Annotated in this window: 13 protein-coding genes; 7 read left to right on the top strand and 6 right to left on the bottom strand. The window is 59.4% G+C overall.

Annotated elements, in window-relative coordinates; genetic code table 11:
- Positions 1–144 precede the first annotated feature (144 nt).
- Together ppk1 and ppx are read left to right on the top strand one after the other, a co-directional pair.
- Positions 145–2,205, top strand: a complete 2,061-nt coding sequence (gene ppk1 / locus LDK53_RS07575; RefSeq protein WP_025758934.1) for a polyphosphate kinase 1 — start codon at positions 145–147, stop codon at positions 2,203–2,205.
- Between the two features lie 3 nt (positions 2,206–2,208).
- Positions 2,209–3,747, top strand: a complete 1,539-nt coding sequence (ppx, locus tag LDK53_RS07570) for an exopolyphosphatase (protein WP_225285276.1) — start codon at positions 2,209–2,211, stop codon at positions 3,745–3,747.
- Between the two features lie 4 nt (positions 3,748–3,751).
- On the opposite strand, the gene LDK53_RS07565 is transcribed toward ppx, so the two are convergent.
- Entirely contained in the window at positions 3,752–5,992 is a 2,241-nt protein-coding gene (locus LDK53_RS07565; protein ID WP_225285273.1) for an EAL domain-containing protein, read from the bottom strand.
- 352 nt (positions 5,993–6,344) lie between these two features.
- On the opposite strand from LDK53_RS07565, the gene LDK53_RS07560 reads away from it, so the two are divergent.
- The gene (locus tag LDK53_RS07560; protein ID WP_025758931.1) at positions 6,345–6,533 is read left to right on the top strand and encodes a YfgG family protein; all 189 of its coding nucleotides are present in this window, start codon (positions 6,345–6,347) and stop codon (positions 6,531–6,533) included.
- On the opposite strand, the gene LDK53_RS07555 is transcribed toward LDK53_RS07560, so the two are convergent.
- Complete coding sequence (locus LDK53_RS07555; RefSeq protein WP_225285271.1) at positions 6,530–7,420, bottom strand: LysR family transcriptional regulator; 891 nt, start codon at positions 7,418–7,420, stop codon at positions 6,530–6,532. The genes LDK53_RS07560 and LDK53_RS07555 overlap by 4 nt on opposite strands.
- 96 nt (positions 7,421–7,516) lie before the next feature.
- On the opposite strand from LDK53_RS07555, the gene LDK53_RS07550 reads away from it, so the two are divergent.
- From LDK53_RS07550 to LDK53_RS07540, 3 genes are read left to right on the top strand one after another with little or no spacing between them, the layout of a single operon-like run.
- The gene (locus LDK53_RS07550; protein WP_225285269.1) at positions 7,517–8,746 is read left to right on the top strand and encodes an MFS transporter; all 1,230 of its coding nucleotides are present in this window, start codon (positions 7,517–7,519) and stop codon (positions 8,744–8,746) included.
- Positions 8,747–8,795: 49 nt separating this feature from the next.
- Entirely contained in the window at positions 8,796–9,260 is a 465-nt protein-coding gene (locus tag LDK53_RS07545; protein ID WP_225285267.1) for a DUF6130 family protein, read from the top strand.
- 11 nt (positions 9,261–9,271) lie between these two features.
- Positions 9,272–10,015, top strand: a complete 744-nt coding sequence (locus LDK53_RS07540) for an alpha/beta fold hydrolase (RefSeq protein ID WP_225285265.1) — start codon at positions 9,272–9,274, stop codon at positions 10,013–10,015.
- Positions 10,016–10,025: 10 nt separating this feature from the next.
- Here LDK53_RS07540 and LDK53_RS07535 read toward each other — a convergent pair whose 3' ends face one another.
- Positions 10,026–10,469: a winged helix-turn-helix transcriptional regulator gene (locus tag LDK53_RS07535; RefSeq protein ID WP_225285264.1), complete on the bottom strand. Its 444-nt coding sequence runs from the start codon at positions 10,467–10,469 to the stop codon at positions 10,026–10,028.
- A 115-nt stretch (positions 10,470–10,584) separates the two neighbouring features.
- On the opposite strand from LDK53_RS07535, the gene LDK53_RS07530 reads away from it, so the two are divergent.
- Positions 10,585–11,799: an MFS transporter gene (locus tag LDK53_RS07530; RefSeq protein WP_225285260.1), complete on the top strand. Its 1,215-nt coding sequence runs from the start codon at positions 10,585–10,587 to the stop codon at positions 11,797–11,799.
- On the opposite strand, the gene iolB is transcribed toward LDK53_RS07530, so the two are convergent.
- Genes iolB through LDK53_RS07515 form a run of 3 tightly spaced genes read right to left on the bottom strand, consistent with a single transcriptional unit; the run spans position 11,765 to position 15,405 of the window.
- Positions 11,765–12,589: a 5-deoxy-glucuronate isomerase gene (gene iolB / locus LDK53_RS07525; RefSeq protein ID WP_225285255.1), complete on the bottom strand. Its 825-nt coding sequence runs from the start codon at positions 12,587–12,589 to the stop codon at positions 11,765–11,767. The genes LDK53_RS07530 and iolB overlap by 35 nt on opposite strands.
- Before the next feature lie 9 nt (positions 12,590–12,598).
- Positions 12,599–13,489: a myo-inosose-2 dehydratase gene (gene iolE, locus LDK53_RS07520; protein WP_225285253.1), complete on the bottom strand. Its 891-nt coding sequence runs from the start codon at positions 13,487–13,489 to the stop codon at positions 12,599–12,601.
- Positions 13,490–13,500: 11 nt separating this feature from the next.
- On the bottom strand, positions 13,501–15,405 hold the full coding sequence (locus LDK53_RS07515; RefSeq protein WP_126800269.1) for a bifunctional 5-dehydro-2-deoxygluconokinase/5-dehydro-2-deoxyphosphogluconate aldolase: 1,905 nt from the start codon (positions 15,403–15,405) through the stop codon (positions 13,501–13,503).
- Positions 15,406–15,409 lie beyond the last annotated feature (4 nt).

Below are 15,409 nucleotides of genomic sequence, written 5' to 3'. Positions count from 1 at the left end.
CTTCTCCAACCCTCTAAAATCCTCAACAAAAAAAATAACTGTCATACTTTTCTGGCACTGTTGGACATATCGTGGAAATGCTCGCCATAATAAGGACGAGACGGATTTACCACGTCCTGTGATTGAACTGGAGTGTGAGCTGTAATGGGTCAGGAAAAGTTATATATCGAGAAAGAGCTAAGCTGGTTAGCATTTAACGAACGTGTCCTCCAGGAAGCGGCTGACAAAAGTAACCCGCTGATCGAGCGCATGCGTTTTTTGGGCATTTATTCCAACAACCTGGATGAGTTCTACAAGGTTCGCTTTGCCGAGCTGAAAAGACGCATCATCATCAGCGAAGAACAGGGCTTAAACTCTCACTCGCGCCATCTGTTGGGCAAAATCCAGTCCCGCGTGTTGAAAGCCGATCAGGAATTTGACGGCCTGTATAACGAACTGCTGCTGGAGATGGCACGCAATCAAATCTTCCTGATTAACGAACGTCAGCTTTCCGTTAACCAACAAAACTGGCTGCGCCACTACTTCAAGCAATATCTGCGCCAGCACATTACCCCGATTCTGATCAACCGCGAAACCGATCTGGTGCAGTTCCTGAAAGATGACTACACCTACCTGGCGGTGGAAATTATTCGCGGTGAATCCATCCGATACGCGCTGCTGGAGATCCCGTCCGATAAGGTGCCGCGCTTTGTGAACCTGCCGCCGGAAACCCCGCGCAGACGCAAGCCGATGATCCTGCTGGATAACATCCTGCGCTACTGTCTGGATGACATCTTTAAAGGCTTCTTTGATTACGACGCGTTAAACGCCTACTCGATGAAGATGACCCGTGACGCCGAATATGACCTGGTGCACGAGATGGAAGCCAGCCTGATGGAGCTGATGTCCTCCAGCCTCAAGCAGCGCCTGACGGCGGAGCCGGTGCGCTTTGTTTATCAGCGTGATATGCCGGACGCGATGGTGGAAATGCTGCGCGAGAAACTGACCATTTCGCGCTATGACTCCATCGTGCCGGGTGGCCGTTACCACAACTTTAAAGACTTTATTGGCTTCCCGAACGTCGGCAAGGCCAATCTGGTAAACAAACCGCTGCCGCGCCTGCGCCATCTGTGGTTTGATAAATTCCGCAACGGTTTCGACGCCATCCGCGAACGCGACGTCCTGCTCTACTATCCGTATCACACGTTTGAACACGTGCTGGAGCTGCTGCGTCAGGCCTCCTTCGACCCGAGCGTGCTGGCGATCAAAATCAACATCTACCGCGTGGCCAAAGATTCCCGCATTATCGATGCGATGATCCACGCCGCGCACAACGGTAAAAAAGTTACCGTGGTGGTGGAGCTGCAGGCGCGCTTCGATGAGGAGGCGAACATTCACTGGGCGCGCCGACTGACGGAAGCGGGCGTACACGTCATCTTCTCCGCGCCGGGGCTGAAAATTCACGCCAAGCTGTTCCTCATCTCCCGCAAAGAGGGTGACGACGTGGTGCGCTATGCCCACATCGGTACCGGGAACTTTAACGAGAAAACCGCGCGAATTTATACCGACTACTCGCTGCTGACCGCCGATGCGCGCATCACCAACGAGGTGCGTCGGGTGTTCAACTTTATTGAGAACCCGTACCGCCCGGTGAGCTTCGACTATCTGCTGGTGTCCCCACAGAACTCGCGCCGTCTGCTGTACGATATGATCGACAAAGAGATCGCCAATGCTCAGAAAGGGCTGTCGTCCGGCATCACCCTGAAGCTCAACAACCTGGTCGACAAAGGTCTGGTAGACCGCCTGTATGCGGCGTCCAGCTCCGGCGTGCCGGTTAATCTGCTGATCCGCGGCATGTGCTCGCTGATCCCGGAACTGGAAGGCATCAGCGACAATATTCGGGTGATCAGCATTGTTGACCGCTACCTGGAACACGATCGGGTCTATATTTTTGATAATGCGGGTGATAAGCAGGTCTATCTCTCTTCTGCAGACTGGATGACGCGCAATATTGACTACCGAATTGAAGTCGCGGCACCGCTGCTGGATCCGCGTCTGAAGCAGCAGATCCTCGACATTATTGAGATTCTGTTCAGCGATACCGTGAAAGCACGCTATATCGACAAAGAACTGAGTAACCGCTATGTGCCGCGCGGCAACCGCCGTAAAGTGCGGTCGCAACTGGCGATTTACGACTATATCAAATCACTCGAGCAACCCGATTAACCTATGCCGATAAATGATAAGACCCCACGCCCGCAGGAATTCGCCGCGGTCGATCTAGGCTCTAACAGTTTCCACATGGTCATCGCCCGTGAGGTGGATGGCGCGCTGCAGATCATCGGTCGTCTGAAGCAGCGCGTACACCTGGCGGATGGCCTTGATGAACGCAGCATGCTTAGCGAAGAGGCGATGGAGCGCGGCTTAAACTGTCTGTCGCTGTTCGCTGAACGCCTGCAGGGCTTTTCGCCCTCCAGCGTGTGCATCGTGGGCACCCATACCCTACGCCAGGCCCTGAACGCGCCAGAGTTCCTCAAGCGGGCGGAGAAAGTGATCCCCTACCCGATTGAGATCATCTCCGGTAACGAAGAGGCCCGCCTGATTTTTATGGGCGTTGAGCATACCCAGCCGGAAAAAGGGCGCAAGCTTGTTATCGATATCGGCGGGGGCTCTACAGAGCTTGTGATCGGTGAAGATTTTGAGCCGCGTCTGGTGGAAAGTCGCCGGATGGGCTGCGTCAGCTTCGCGCAGATGTACTTCCCGGGCGGCACCATCACCCGTGAGAACTTCCAGCGGGCGCGGATGGCAGCCGTCCAGAAACTGGAAAATCTGGCCTGGCAGTACCGGATCCAGGGCTGGAACGTGGCGCTGGGCGCATCAGGCACCATCAAAGCGGCGCATGAAGTGCTGCTGGCGATGGGTGAAAAAGACGGGTTTATCACCCCCGAGCGCCTGACGCTGCTGACCGAAGAAGTACTGAAACATAAAAGTTTTGACGCCTTAAGCCTGCCGGGGCTTTCCGACGAGCGTAAAGCGGTGTTCGTACCGGGGCTGGCTATTCTCTGCGGCGTGTTCGATGCGCTGGCCATCAAGGAGCTGCGTCTCTCCGACGGCGCGCTGCGTGAAGGCGTGCTCTACGAGATGGAAGGCCGCTTCCGCCACCAGGATATTCGCAGCCGCACCGCGCAAAGCCTGGCAAACCAGTACAACATCGACCGCGACCAGGCGAAGCGCGTGCTGGAAACCACCGTACAGATGTACGAACAATGGCAGGAGCAGAATCCTAAACTTGCGCATCCGCAGCTCGCCGCCCTGCTGAAATGGGCCGCGATGCTGCACGAAGTGGGACTGAACATCAACCACAGCGGCATGCACCGCCATTCGGCCTACATTTTGCAAAACAGCGATCTGCCGGGCTTCAACCAGGAGCAGCAGACCATGATGGCGACCCTGGTGCGCTATCACCGTAAAGCCATCAAGCTCGACGATCTGCCGCGCTTCACGCTGTTCAAGAAGAAGCAGTTCCTGCCGCTGATTCAGCTGCTGCGCCTGGGCGTGCTGCTCAATAACCAGCGTCAGGCCACCACCACCCCGCCCACGCTGAAGCTGAAAACCGACGACCATCACTGGACGCTCTGCTTCCCGCACGACTGGTTTAGCCAGAACGCGCTGGTCCTGCTGGACCTGGAAAAAGAGCAGCAGTACTGGGAAGCGGTCACCGGCTGGCGGCTCAAGATCGAAGAAGAGAGCGCCGACGTCGCGGCGTAACGGCTCAGGCGTCCGCTACGGACGCCTCTGCCTCCAGCAGCGAGACAAGCGCCATCGGCCTGCCAATCAGATACCCCTGCACATAATCGATACCCAGCGCGTGAACCGCGCTGCGTATCTCTTCGGTCTCGACGTACTCAGCCACCACCAGCATTTTCTTCATGCGCGCCAGATGGCAGATTGACGCCACTATCTGGTAATCCAGGCTGTTATTGACGATGTTGCGAATAAAGCTGCCGTCAATCTTGAGAATATCGGCATCTACGCTTTTCAGCCGCGCGTAGCTGGCATAGCCGGTGCCAAAATCATCAATCGCAATGCGTACCCCCATTTTCTGCAGCTGCTGGAGGATGTGTTGCGCCTGCTCCCCGTTGCCGAAGGTGCTGCACTCCGTCACCTCAAAAATCAGCTGCCACGGCTCAATGGCGTATTTCGCCAGCAGACGGCTCACCTCAAGCGGGAACTGCACCCGACAAACGGTTGAAGGGGCCAGATTAATGGCAAAACGATGACCGGGCAGTTGCTCGCGGTGTTCTGCCAGGAAGCGCAGGGTGTGGTCCAGCACCCACAAATCCACCCGCGAGGAGAGACCAAACTCCTGCGCGACGGGCAGGAATTGATCGGGGGAGAGCAATAGCCCGTCTACGTCCGGCATCCGCAGCAGGATTTCATGATAGCGGTCACCCCGCAGGCCGCGAACGGGCTGCGCCAGCAGGGTAAAAGCGTTGTTATCGAGCGCCTTTTGCAGGCGACTCATCATCGCGACTTTATCCTTCAGGCTGCGCTGCAGATGGACAGCGCCACGCTGCTGAAGATTTTCCGGATGGTTGGAGGAGAGCGACAGATCGGCAACCACTCCCAGCTCGCCCAGTACCAGATAAAGATGAGTAACCGGGGAGCGGACATAGCAGTAGCTCACGCCAACCTGCGGCTGCAGCGGCATGCCATCCCAGACAAAGCGGAACTGTTTGATATGCTCGTCGAGGGTATCAATGCGCTGCTGGTGTGATTCTGCGTTAAGCCGAACCGCCAGGTCGCAGCCGGTCAGGTGATATACCTGCTCATTAGGCTGAAGCGTGCCGTTAATCCACTGCGCCAGCTGCTGTTTGTACAAAATACGCAGCAGCACGCCGTAATTTCGGCCCAGAATTTCCAGCTCCGGAATGCGCAGCAGGCAGAGCGCCGACCACGGGTTCTTCGCCAGATCGCGCGACAGCGCCCGCAGGTTAGGCATATGTACGACCGGGTCGAGCAGCGCCAGCCTGCGGGTGCGTTTATTCACCGCACGCTGGCGAGTCGCCAGCATCGACATATAAATCACCACAAACGAGAAGACCAGGTAACTGGAAGAGGTGATCGCCAGCTGGATGTCATACCCCGCGTTCACCGGGATATAGTGATAAAAATAGTGAATAGACACCAGCAGCACCGGTGTCCAGATCAGCGATATCAGCTTATAGCCAAAACGCATCGCCCCCCAGAGCATCACCGGCATCAGCAACGACAGGGTGTAGTTGGTGGTGAAAATGGAGCTGTTTTCATTCATCGGGAGCAACAGCAGCGAAAGCAACCCGCCAAGCGTAATCGCCCACAGCAAAAACTCAACGAGCGTCACCTTTTTGTCTATCTGAAGACGGATCTGCGAGATAAAATGGGTGAGATAGCGCGGATGACGAATCAGGCGGATCAGCAGATAGCTCAACGGCACGCCTGTCAGCCCGCTGACCAGCAGCGCCTGATAGTTAATGAGCGTGCGAATATTGAGCGGGTTGAGCCCCGCCAGGCTCTGACGACTCTCATACACGCCCAGATAGACCGCAAACTGAAACAACACGAGAAACAGCGTTGCAGGACAGAAGACCTGCCAGAACAGGCGCTGCGGCATCAGCCGGATATCGCCGTACCCCGTCATATTGCGTCTGGGGGCAAAAACGCGATAACCACCCCAGCTCAGCACGAGAGGAACAATAAAATGCAGCACACCGGCGACGGTTTCAAACAGCCCGACCGCGTCGTAATAACGGATAAACAGCGATAACACAATTCCAGGCACGGCGGCAAAGCCAAAGAAGAGCATTAATACGAGCAGAAAAGAGAGCGGCAAATAATAGAGCGCCACAATACCGTCGCCCAACTGCGTCAGGGTATTGGCTGCACTCAGCACGGGCAGCAAAACCACTGGCAAAATAAGCGGCAGCGCCCACCAGCGGTCTTTATTGCGTTTCAGGAAAGCGAGAATGTTCATAGATGCCCGGTTTAACCCCTTTCAGTCCCTGGGGAACATAAAGACAGGCATCCGACCTGACGTACGCGCCGCCCGGCAACGTGCAGGGCGAACAGTGTGGAGGAAGGATTTTAAATACCAGGCTTGAGAATCCGTTGACCTAAATCAAACTAATTTACGCAAATAACGTTTCGCGGCGCTTTTTTGAAATAATTTTCCTCACGTTATCAAGATGGTAAATGCATTAATAAATTTCGATAACATCAGATAATGTAAACGTTGACGGTTATTTACACATTGCAGAATTGACCCCATCTTCCCGCTGTGCCTTAATATCCTCATCGCCCAAAAGGGCTTACCCAGGAAAAACAGAGTGAGTCAGGTCACGCGTATGCGCAAACGACATCGATTTAACACCCGGATGACCCGCATCATACTGTTAATCAGCTTCCTCTTTTTCTTTGGCCGCTTCGTTTATTCTTCGATTGGCGCCTGGTATCACCATCAGGACAAACTCCAGTCTCAGCAAACCAGCCTGACCGTCGACACGGCTGACCGCTAGCTCGCCGGAGAGTTTTGCACTAACCGAATAATCCCTGCTATCCCTTTGCTGAGGATTTTATCCTGTCGCATCACCACGGCCAGCTGCCGATGCAGCCCCGGCGTCAGCGACCTCACGCATAGCCCGTCACGATCGGCCTCCTGCTCCACCGCCATGCGCGGCACAATGCTGTAGCCCAGCCCTGCGCGCACCATACGCTTGATCGCCTCGATACTGCCAAGCTGCATCACCGGCGCGACCCCTGAGCCACTGGCAGCAAACCAGCCCTCAATCAGCGCCCGGGTACCGCTGCCGGATTCAAAAGCAATCAGCGGGTGAGCATATAACGCCTCCGGGGTAAACGCCCTGAAAGCCTCCTGCTGCTCCCGCGAGGCGATAAAAACAAACTCTTCCTCCATCACCGGCAGGACGTCCAGCGCTCTGCTACTCACCGGCAGCGTCACCAGCCCCATATCGAGACGGTTCTCCTCGATGGCCCTGACGATATCCAGGGTGTTGCCCGTGGTTACCCCCACGTTCAGAAGCGGATAGTCGCGGCGTAGCTGTTCCAGCAGCGGGGGCAGCAGATGAATGCAGGCGGTTGCGCCCGTGCCGAGCGTAATGGTGCCGCTCACATCATGGCTGAAGGCGCTCACGGCGCGGATGGCTTCATCCACCGCCTGTTGAATGCGCTCCCCATGCGCCAGCAGAGCCTCTCCGGCTGCCGTCACCCTGATGCCCCGCCCGGTACGCTCCACCAGTCGCGTTTGCAGAAATTGCTCCAGCTGGCGAATTTGCAGGCTGACGGCGGGCTGGGAAATGCCCAGCAGATCCGCCGCGGCGGAAAAGCTCCCGCGCTGGTGAACCAGACGGAACGTCGCGAGATAGCCCAGATTAAGCGTCGTCATTCAAAGTTTCTCTTATACCGCGCATAAGGTTGCGGCCCTGCCAGCACAATACCGCGGTCGTTATGCTCAGGACAACTGCATAACGGAGTGAAAACAATGGAAACACCGGCCCTGCCTCGCTGCCTCGCCCTCGCAGCGGGCTGTAATCAGCTCATCAACTGGGGGATCTCGTTTTATATGCCCGGCACCTTCGCGCTGGCCATTTCAGCCGACCGGGGATGGTCATCTCCGCAGATTTACCTCGGCCTGACGCTGGCGATGCTGGTGATGGCGGCGGTCTCGCCGTTTGTTGCCCGTCTGCTGGCGCGCTTTGGCGGCCAGACGGTGGTGATGAGCGGCACATTGCTGATCGCCATCAGCTGCGCAGGGATGGCGTCTACCCAGACGCTGTCTGGCTGGTACTGCGCCTGGCTGATCACCGGCGTCGGGATGCGCCTGTCGCTGTACGATGCGCTGTTCGCCGCGCTGGTCAACCTTTACGGGCAGCAGGCGCGAAGAACGATCTCACGCGTCACGCTGGCGGGCGGGCTGGCCTCCGCCGTCTTCTGGCCGCTGGGCGATGGCCTGCTCCACATCATGAGCTGGCAGGTGGCGTTACGCGTCTATGCCCTCGCAGGCCTGCTCAGCGCGGCGCTGATACGCACCCTTCCCCGGCAGCGGCTGGCGGTGACGACAAAGGCCAGCGCGCCGCCGCTAAAAAACGAACGGCGTAACGGCTGGCTTTATGCCGCCTTCATTGCCCTCATCACTTTTGTCTCTAACGGTACGTCCACCCATCTGCCGGAATTTATTGCAAGCTGCGGCCTGCCGGTCGCCATCGGCATGCTGTGGGGGTTCGGGCAGACGGGCGCCCGCGCGCTGGAGGTCGTGGCCGGTGCCCGCTTAACGCCCTTCTCCTTAACGCTTTTTACCGCTCTCGCCATGCCGCTCTGTTTTCTTGTGGGGATAAGCAGCGCCCTGTTTGTCTGGTGCGCCGCCGGGTTTGTGCTGGGCTATGGGGCCATCAACGGGTTGGTGACTATCGTTAAAGCCACCCTGCCGCTGGCGCTGTTTAGCGCGGAAAACTATGCCCGCCGCACCGGTCTGCTGCTGATCCCCGCGCAGCTGATGGCGGCAGCGTCGCCGTTTGCTTACGCATGGCTCAACAAAACGCTGGGGATCGCAGGGGCAATGTGGGTTTCCACCGGGTTAACGCTGGTGATTGCCGGTCTGGCGATAACGATTGTGCGCCGTTCGCGCAGGCAGAATGTAACGCACTGTATCCAGCGCGACACGCTGACAAACGGGTACAAAACGCCCCCTCCGGCAAATATCGCCGATACATAAAAATGGTCTTCTGTCTCCGTTATCACTCGCAACGGATAAGGAGATAAAGATGAATCGTCGATTTTTACTGCTGCCGATACTTGCCCTGGTGTCGGCCAGCGCCCGGGCCGCGCCCCTGGACAACCTCAGCGCCGCAGACGTCAACGGCCCTGCTGCCGTTGCCCCGCTGGAACACCCGCAGCCCCCCGCCAGGCTGATTGTCGATCCACCGCTCGCCGGTCCGCTGAGCAAAGGGGCGGTCTTTATTCAGTATCGCGTCGAAAATCTGCGTATCGAGCCGGTGTTCGGTCCTGATGCGCTCAGGGTGACCCCGCGCATCGGACACATTCACGTGGTGGTGGATGACGCGCCGTGGCACTGGGCGGATACCAGCGGAGAGCCGGTGATTCTGGTGGGACTCCCCGCCGGTAAACACAAGGTCACGATTATTCTGGCCGATCCGACCCATAAGCCTGTCGATCACAAAACCCTTGAATTCACCGTACCGCCCCATGCGGCGATCCACCATTTTTAAGGAATCTGAAAATGAAAGCACTGTCTGTACTGACCGCAGGTCTGCTGGCCCTTTCCGCCAGCGCCTTCGCGGAGAGTAAAACCAGCGTCGTGCTGGTACACGGCGCGTTTGCCGACGGCAGCAGCTGGAATAAGGTGATTACCCTGTTGCAGAAACAGCACGCAGAGGTGATTGCCGTCCAGCTGCCGCTCACCTCGCTAAAAGATGACGTGGCCGCCACGCAGCGAGCCATCGCCCGGGCGCACGGCGACGTGGTGCTGGTGGGCCACTCGTGGGGCGGCACCGTGATTAGTGAAGCGGGCAACGATGCGCGGGTGAAATCGCTGGTGTATGTGGCGGCGTTCGCGCCGGACTCCGGCCAGTCGACGGCGGATCTCGCGGGAAGCGTCCCTGCGCCGCCGGGCAGCGCGGGCATAGCCAAAACGGCGGACGGCTATTTATATCTGCCAACGGAGGCCGTCAGGAAGGACTTCGCGCCGGATGTGAAACCGGCTGAACAACAGACCATTGCGGCCACGCAGGGGCCAATTAAGGGCGACGCTTTCGCAGAAAAAGTGACTCAAGCCGCGTGGCACAACAAACCGAGCTGGTATGTGGTGAGTCAGGATGACCGGATGATTAACCCGGCGCTTGAACGCGCGATGGCGAAGACGATCCACGCGAAAACCACCGAGGTGGCGGCGAGCCACGTGTCGATGGTGAGCCAGCCGCAGATCGTTGCCCGGACGATTGAGCAGGCGATAAGCAGCGATTAACCGGAGTGACTCATTCGATCTTCTGCACTTCCGTATCCATCGCCAGCAGCGCAGTGCCGTCATGCGCTGCTGGCGCCATAAAGGGAACCGGCTTGCCCGTCCGCCTGTCGACCAGCAGCGAGTGGCGCTCGCCCTGCGCGAACAGATTCTGCTCTCCCCACTGACGCAGCGCCACGACCACGGGGAAAAGCGCTTCTCCCTTGTCGGTCAAGACATATTCCTGATAAGCCGTGCCGTCTGATGCCCCCTGTAACGTCAGGATATCCGCCTCAACCAGCTTGCGAAGCCGGTCAGAAAGGATGTTGCGCGCCACGCCCAGGCTGTGCTGAAAATCCCCGAAGCGCGTCATGCCGTCAAACGCATTTCGCACAATAAGAAGCGACCAGCGATCCCCGATCAGATCAACGCTGCGGGCAACGGGACAATATTCCTCCTTTACCGTTTTTCGGGACATTACCTGTTTTCCTCGCAAAGGCCACCCTATAACTAGTTGCATTTTAAAACCACATAACCTAGCATTCAACTAGTTTCATTTTGAAACCAGGTTATCACAGGCGAGGATTTTGAACATGTCACTGACGTCAGCCCTTCCTTCAGCCGACATGCCGCGCAGCATGGTCTGGCTGTTCGCCACCGCCAGCGGCTTAAGCGTGGCAAACGTCTACTATGCCCAGCCTTTGCTTGACGCGCTGGCGAACGATTTCGGCATCAGCCATGCGGCCGTGGGCGGCGTGGTGACCACCACACAAATTGGCTGCGCGCTGGCCCTTTTGCTTGTGGTTCCTCTGGGTGACAAAGTGGATCGTCGACGACTCATGGCCATCCAGCTGATTGCTCTGGTGGTGGCGCTGGTTTCCGTCAGCATGGCACAGTCCTCTTCAGCGCTGCTTATCGGTATGCTTGCGACCGGTATGCTGGGTACGGCTATGACGCAGGGGCTGATCGCCTACGCCGCCAGCGCCGCGTCCCCCCACGAACAGGGGCGCGTTGTCGGCGCGGCACAGGGCGGCGTGTTCATAGGTCTGCTGCTCGCTCGCGTCTTTGCCGGTGGCATCAGCGATATCGCTGGCTGGCGCGGGGTTTATCTTTGTGCTGCCGCGCTGATGCTCATGATTGCGTTACCTCTGTGGTGGCGACTCCCCGCCCTGCCAGCCGTCACTGCCACGATGAGCTATCCGCGCCTGATTGGCTCAATGCTCACGCTGCTGCGGCAGGAAAAAGTGCTGCAGATACGCGGCATGCTGGCGCTGCTGATGTTTGCATCGTTCAACGTTTTCTGGAGCGCGCTGGTGCTGCCGCTGAGCGCACCGCCGTTTAACTTTTCGCATACAGCGATTGGCGCGTTTGGATTGGCTGGTGCTGTGGGCGCGCTGGCGGCTGGCCAGACAGGACGCTGGGCCGATCGGGGATATGCCCAACGCACCAGCGCGGCAGCGCTTAGTATCTTACTGTTAGCCTGGTGGCCCTTGTCGCTGATGGAGCATTCACTCGGGTTCCTGGTTATCGGCATCATACTGCTCGATTTGGGCGGTCAGGCGCTGCACGTCACCAACCAGAGCATGATTTTCCATACCCGTCCCGAGGCGCACAGCCGGCTGGTCGGGCTTTACATGCTGTTTTATGCCGTCGGCAGCGGGCTCGGCGCGCTCGGCACGACGATGACGTATGACTATGCCGGCTGGCCGGGCGTCTGCCTGCTTGGAGCCTCGGTCAGCCTGCTGGCGCTGGTGTTCTGGTGGCTAACCCGCTTCAGCGCCCGCCATTCGCGGGATAATCGCGATTAATCCACGCGTGGTCCTCTTCCCAGGTGAACATCCATTTGCGCACCGGCCCGGCCATCACGTTGAGGTAATAGCTGTCATACCCGGCCATCGTCGCCACCGGATGGTAGCCCTTCGGCACCATGACCACATCACGGTTGTAGACCGCCATGCACTCATCCAGCGTTCTGTCGTCGGTGTAAACCCGCTGCATGCAGAACCCCTGCCCGGGGTTGAGGCGATGGTAGTAGGTCTCCTCCAGATACGTCTCCTGCGGCGGGTTATCCGTGTCGTGCTTGTGGCTCGGGTACGAGCTGGTGCAGCCCTCATGGGTCCAGACTTCCACCACCAGCAGGCTGTCGGCGGGCTTATCTTCTGGCAGAATATTGTGCACATAGCGCTGGTTATGGCCTTTGCCCCGCGCTTCAGCATCGATATCCTGCGGCGCAATCAACCGTGTCGGGTATGTGCCTTTTCCGGGGGCGGCGCAGACCGCCAGCTCCAGCCTCGTCAGCGCCTTCACCTGCACCGTCTCCTGCGGGGTGACGTAAACCGCCCACGGCCTGATGCGCTCGAACGGGCTCATCCGCTCGCCAATGTCATTAAACTGCGCGGAAGGCGTGCTGATGGAGGCGCGCCCGGCGACCAGCACCAGACAGCGCTCTTCGCTGACGGCGGGCAGCGTCAGCGTCTGCCCCTCCTGCAGCTCATACGCCTCAAAGCCGACATATCCCCAGCCGGCGCGTTCCGGCGTAACGCACTGGGTGCGCCCCACCGCGTCCGGCTGTTGCCAGCGTGATAGCAAACGTGACATGTCACCTCCTCAGATAAGCGCGGCGTCGCGCGCCAGGCGGCTCAGGTTGTTATACCCCAGGCGGGCGTAGGTCAGCGGGTGGGCAATCGCCGGATCCTGCTCAGCCTCCACCACCAGCCAGCCGTGATAATCCTGCGCCTTCAGCAGTTGCATAATCGGCGGATAATACACGCAGCCATCGCCCGGCACGGTAAACACGCCGCTCAGCACCGCGTCGAGGAAGCTGGTTTTACGGTTTTTCACGTCCGCCAGCACGTCGGCACGCACGTCTTTGCAGTGGACGTGGTTGATGCGCGACGCCCAGCGCTGCGCCACTGCCAGCGGATCGGCCCCGGCAAAGGTCAGATGACCGGTATCCAGCAGCAATCCGACCGCCTCCCCGGTGTGGGTCATCAGATTGTCCACGTCGTCGGCAGACTCAATCACCGTGCCCATATGGTGATGGTAGGCAATCTGCACGCCCTGCTGCTGCGTATAGCGGGCAAACTCGGTGAGCTTCTCGCCGTACTCTTTCCAGCGCGCCTGCGGGAAGCGCGGGCGCAGGTGAACCGGGGTCTGCTGCTCGCCGTGAATACAGCCGCTGACTTCGGCAAAGACCAGCACCTTCGCCCCCAGCTCGCGCAGCAGCGTCAGGTGAGACTGCACGGCGGCGATCTCCTCCTCCACGCTGCGCTCCAGCAGGCGGCCGGAGTACCAGCCGGAAACCAGCTGCAGGTCATGGCGCTGCAGGATGGGGCCAAGCAGGCGCGCTTCGCGCGGGAATTTATTGCCCAGCTCGAACCCGGCAAAACCGGCCTCTTTTCCCTCGCTCAGACAGGTTTCCAGCGGCGTCTCCGCGCCGAGGGAAGGCAGATCGTCATTCGTCCACGTCAGCGGGTTAATGCCCAGTTGTACACTCATTGTCGTCTCCATTATGCGTGTCCGCGCTCGCGCCACCAGGCGATAAGCTGCAGGTAATTGTCCCGGATGCGCGCCACCAGCTGCGCATCGTCAATATCGTGTTTCAGCCACGCGCGGGAGGCATCGCCAAACAGCGTGCGTCCCACGGCAAACCCTTTCACCAGCGCCTGTCCCGCTGCGGCTTTGAAGTCAGCGCGCAGCTGTTCTGCCGGGGCATCCAGCCCGAGGATCACCACCCCGCGGCAGTGCGGGTCCCGGCGCGCAATAATCTCGCTCAGCGCCGTCCAGCCACCGGCTGAGAGCGGCGGCAGCTTCCACCAGTCCGGGTAAATGCCGAGGTTGTAGAAGCGGGAGATGGCGCGCAGGTAGAGCTCATCGCTGCGCGGCATGCTGGCCGGAAGGATCACCTCCAGCAGCAGCTCGTGCCCGGACTGGCAGCAGGCGTGGTACACCTCGGCGATTTTCTGCTCCTGCTCCAGGCGCAGGCCGTGGGCGTCTTCCGGATGGAAGAAGACCAGGCACTTCACCACGTGCTCCTGCGGCCAGCTGATAAGCTGGGTGCCGATGTTGCCGTGTTCCATCTCCAGCGGACGCGAGCCGGGCAGCTCAATGGGGCGGCCAATCCACCACCCTTCGCCGGTAATGGCGTTCAGCGCGTCCTGACCAAAGGTGCCGTCGCACAGCAGACCGGCTTTGCCCTCCAGCCCGGCACGGCTTGCCGCCTCGCGGCTGGCCTGCAGGATCAACTGCTTCAGCGCCGGAATGCGCCCGATCGACGCCCCGCACTGCAGCGCCATGTCCTCCAGCTGGCTGCGGTGGTCGAAGGCCATTACACACAGCTCCGGCCATTCCCGACGGCGGGTGGTGACCCGATGGAGATGGTTAAGACGCGGGTCGAGATCCGGGCGCGGCACCCTTGCGGCGCGCGAGAGATAATCATCCAGCTCGATTTTGCTCGGCATCGCCGGGGCGCAGCCGTGGCGCGACACCACCAGCGCGCCGCAGGCGTTGGCGTAGCGGCACGCCTGCTCCCAGCCCTCGTCATTCAGGTAGCCGCGCAGCAGGCCGGACATAAACGCATCTCCCGCGCCGAGGACGTTCAGCACCTCCACGCGCACGCCGGTCACCGTCAGGCCGTCGTCCAGACGGGGCGGAATGGCGCCGGTATAGACCGAACACCCCAGCGCGCCGCGCTTGCAGACCAGCGTTGCCTGACTCACGGCACGCACCTGCTCCAGCGCCTGAAGGGTATCCGTACTGCCGCCGGCAATGTGAAACTCCTCTTCGGTGCCGACGATGACGTCGAAGAGGTGCAGTACCTCCTGCAGCTCACGGGTGACCTTATCGGCGGCGATAAAGCGCGTTTCGCCGTCGCCTAAGGAGGTCAGCCCCCACAGCACCGGACGGTAGTCGATGTCCAGCACCGTGCGTACGCCGTGACGGCGGGCATAGCCCAGCGCCGTCAGCACCGCCTCGCGGGTCTGCGGGTGAGAAAGGTGAGTCCCGGTGATGGCAAGACACCGTGCGGAGGCGATGTAGCTTTCGTCCACATCGCTGGCCGTAATGGCCATATCCGCGCAGTTATCGCGATAAAAAATCAGAGGAAAGGTGTCCCGGTCTTTAATGCCGAGTAGCACCAGCGCCGTAAGGCGTTCTTTGTCGGTAATCAGATGGCTGGTATCGCAGCCCACCTGGTTTAACTCTTCCCGCAGGAAGCGGCCCATATGTTCATCGCCGACGCGCGCCAGCATCGACGAGCGCAGGCCCTGGCGTGCGGTGCCGTACGCCACGTTGCCGGACGAGCCGCCGAGGTATTTGGCGAAGCTCGAGACATCCTCCAGGCGGGCACCAATCTGCTGGCTGTAGAGGTCTACCGCCACGCGGCCCATGCATATCACATCAAACTGCTTTTCCACGTTG

This window comes from Enterobacter sp. K16B (genome assembly GCF_020216105.1).
In the GTDB taxonomy this organism is placed as follows: Bacteria; Pseudomonadota; Gammaproteobacteria; order Enterobacterales; family Enterobacteriaceae; genus Enterobacter; species Enterobacter sichuanensis.
This window is presented reverse-complemented; position numbering and strand designations above follow the sequence as displayed.

Coding starts and splice junctions, on each gene's coding strand:
- LDK53_RS07555 (WP_225285271.1), bottom strand. CDS start 7,420: ATGACGACGCTTAATCTGGGCTATCTCGCGACGTTCCGTCTGGTTCAC.
- LDK53_RS07535 (WP_225285264.1), bottom strand. CDS start 10,469: ATGTCCCGAAAAACGGTAAAGGAGGAATATTGTCCCGTTGCCCGCAGC.
- ppk1 (WP_025758934.1), top strand. CDS start 145: ATGGGTCAGGAAAAGTTATATATCGAGAAAGAGCTAAGCTGGTTAGCA.
- LDK53_RS07545 (WP_225285267.1), top strand. CDS start 8,796: ATGAATCGTCGATTTTTACTGCTGCCGATACTTGCCCTGGTGTCGGCC.
- iolE (WP_225285253.1), bottom strand. CDS start 13,489: ATGAGTGTACAACTGGGCATTAACCCGCTGACGTGGACGAATGACGAT.
- iolB (WP_225285255.1), bottom strand. CDS start 12,589: ATGTCACGTTTGCTATCACGCTGGCAACAGCCGGACGCGGTGGGGCGC.
- LDK53_RS07565 (WP_225285273.1), bottom strand. CDS start 5,992: ATGAACATTCTCGCTTTCCTGAAACGCAATAAAGACCGCTGGTGGGCG.
- LDK53_RS07550 (WP_225285269.1), top strand. CDS start 7,517: ATGGAAACACCGGCCCTGCCTCGCTGCCTCGCCCTCGCAGCGGGCTGT.
- LDK53_RS07530 (WP_225285260.1), top strand. CDS start 10,585: ATGTCACTGACGTCAGCCCTTCCTTCAGCCGACATGCCGCGCAGCATG.
- LDK53_RS07540 (WP_225285265.1), top strand. CDS start 9,272: ATGAAAGCACTGTCTGTACTGACCGCAGGTCTGCTGGCCCTTTCCGCC.
- ppx (WP_225285276.1), top strand. CDS start 2,209: ATGCCGATAAATGATAAGACCCCACGCCCGCAGGAATTCGCCGCGGTC.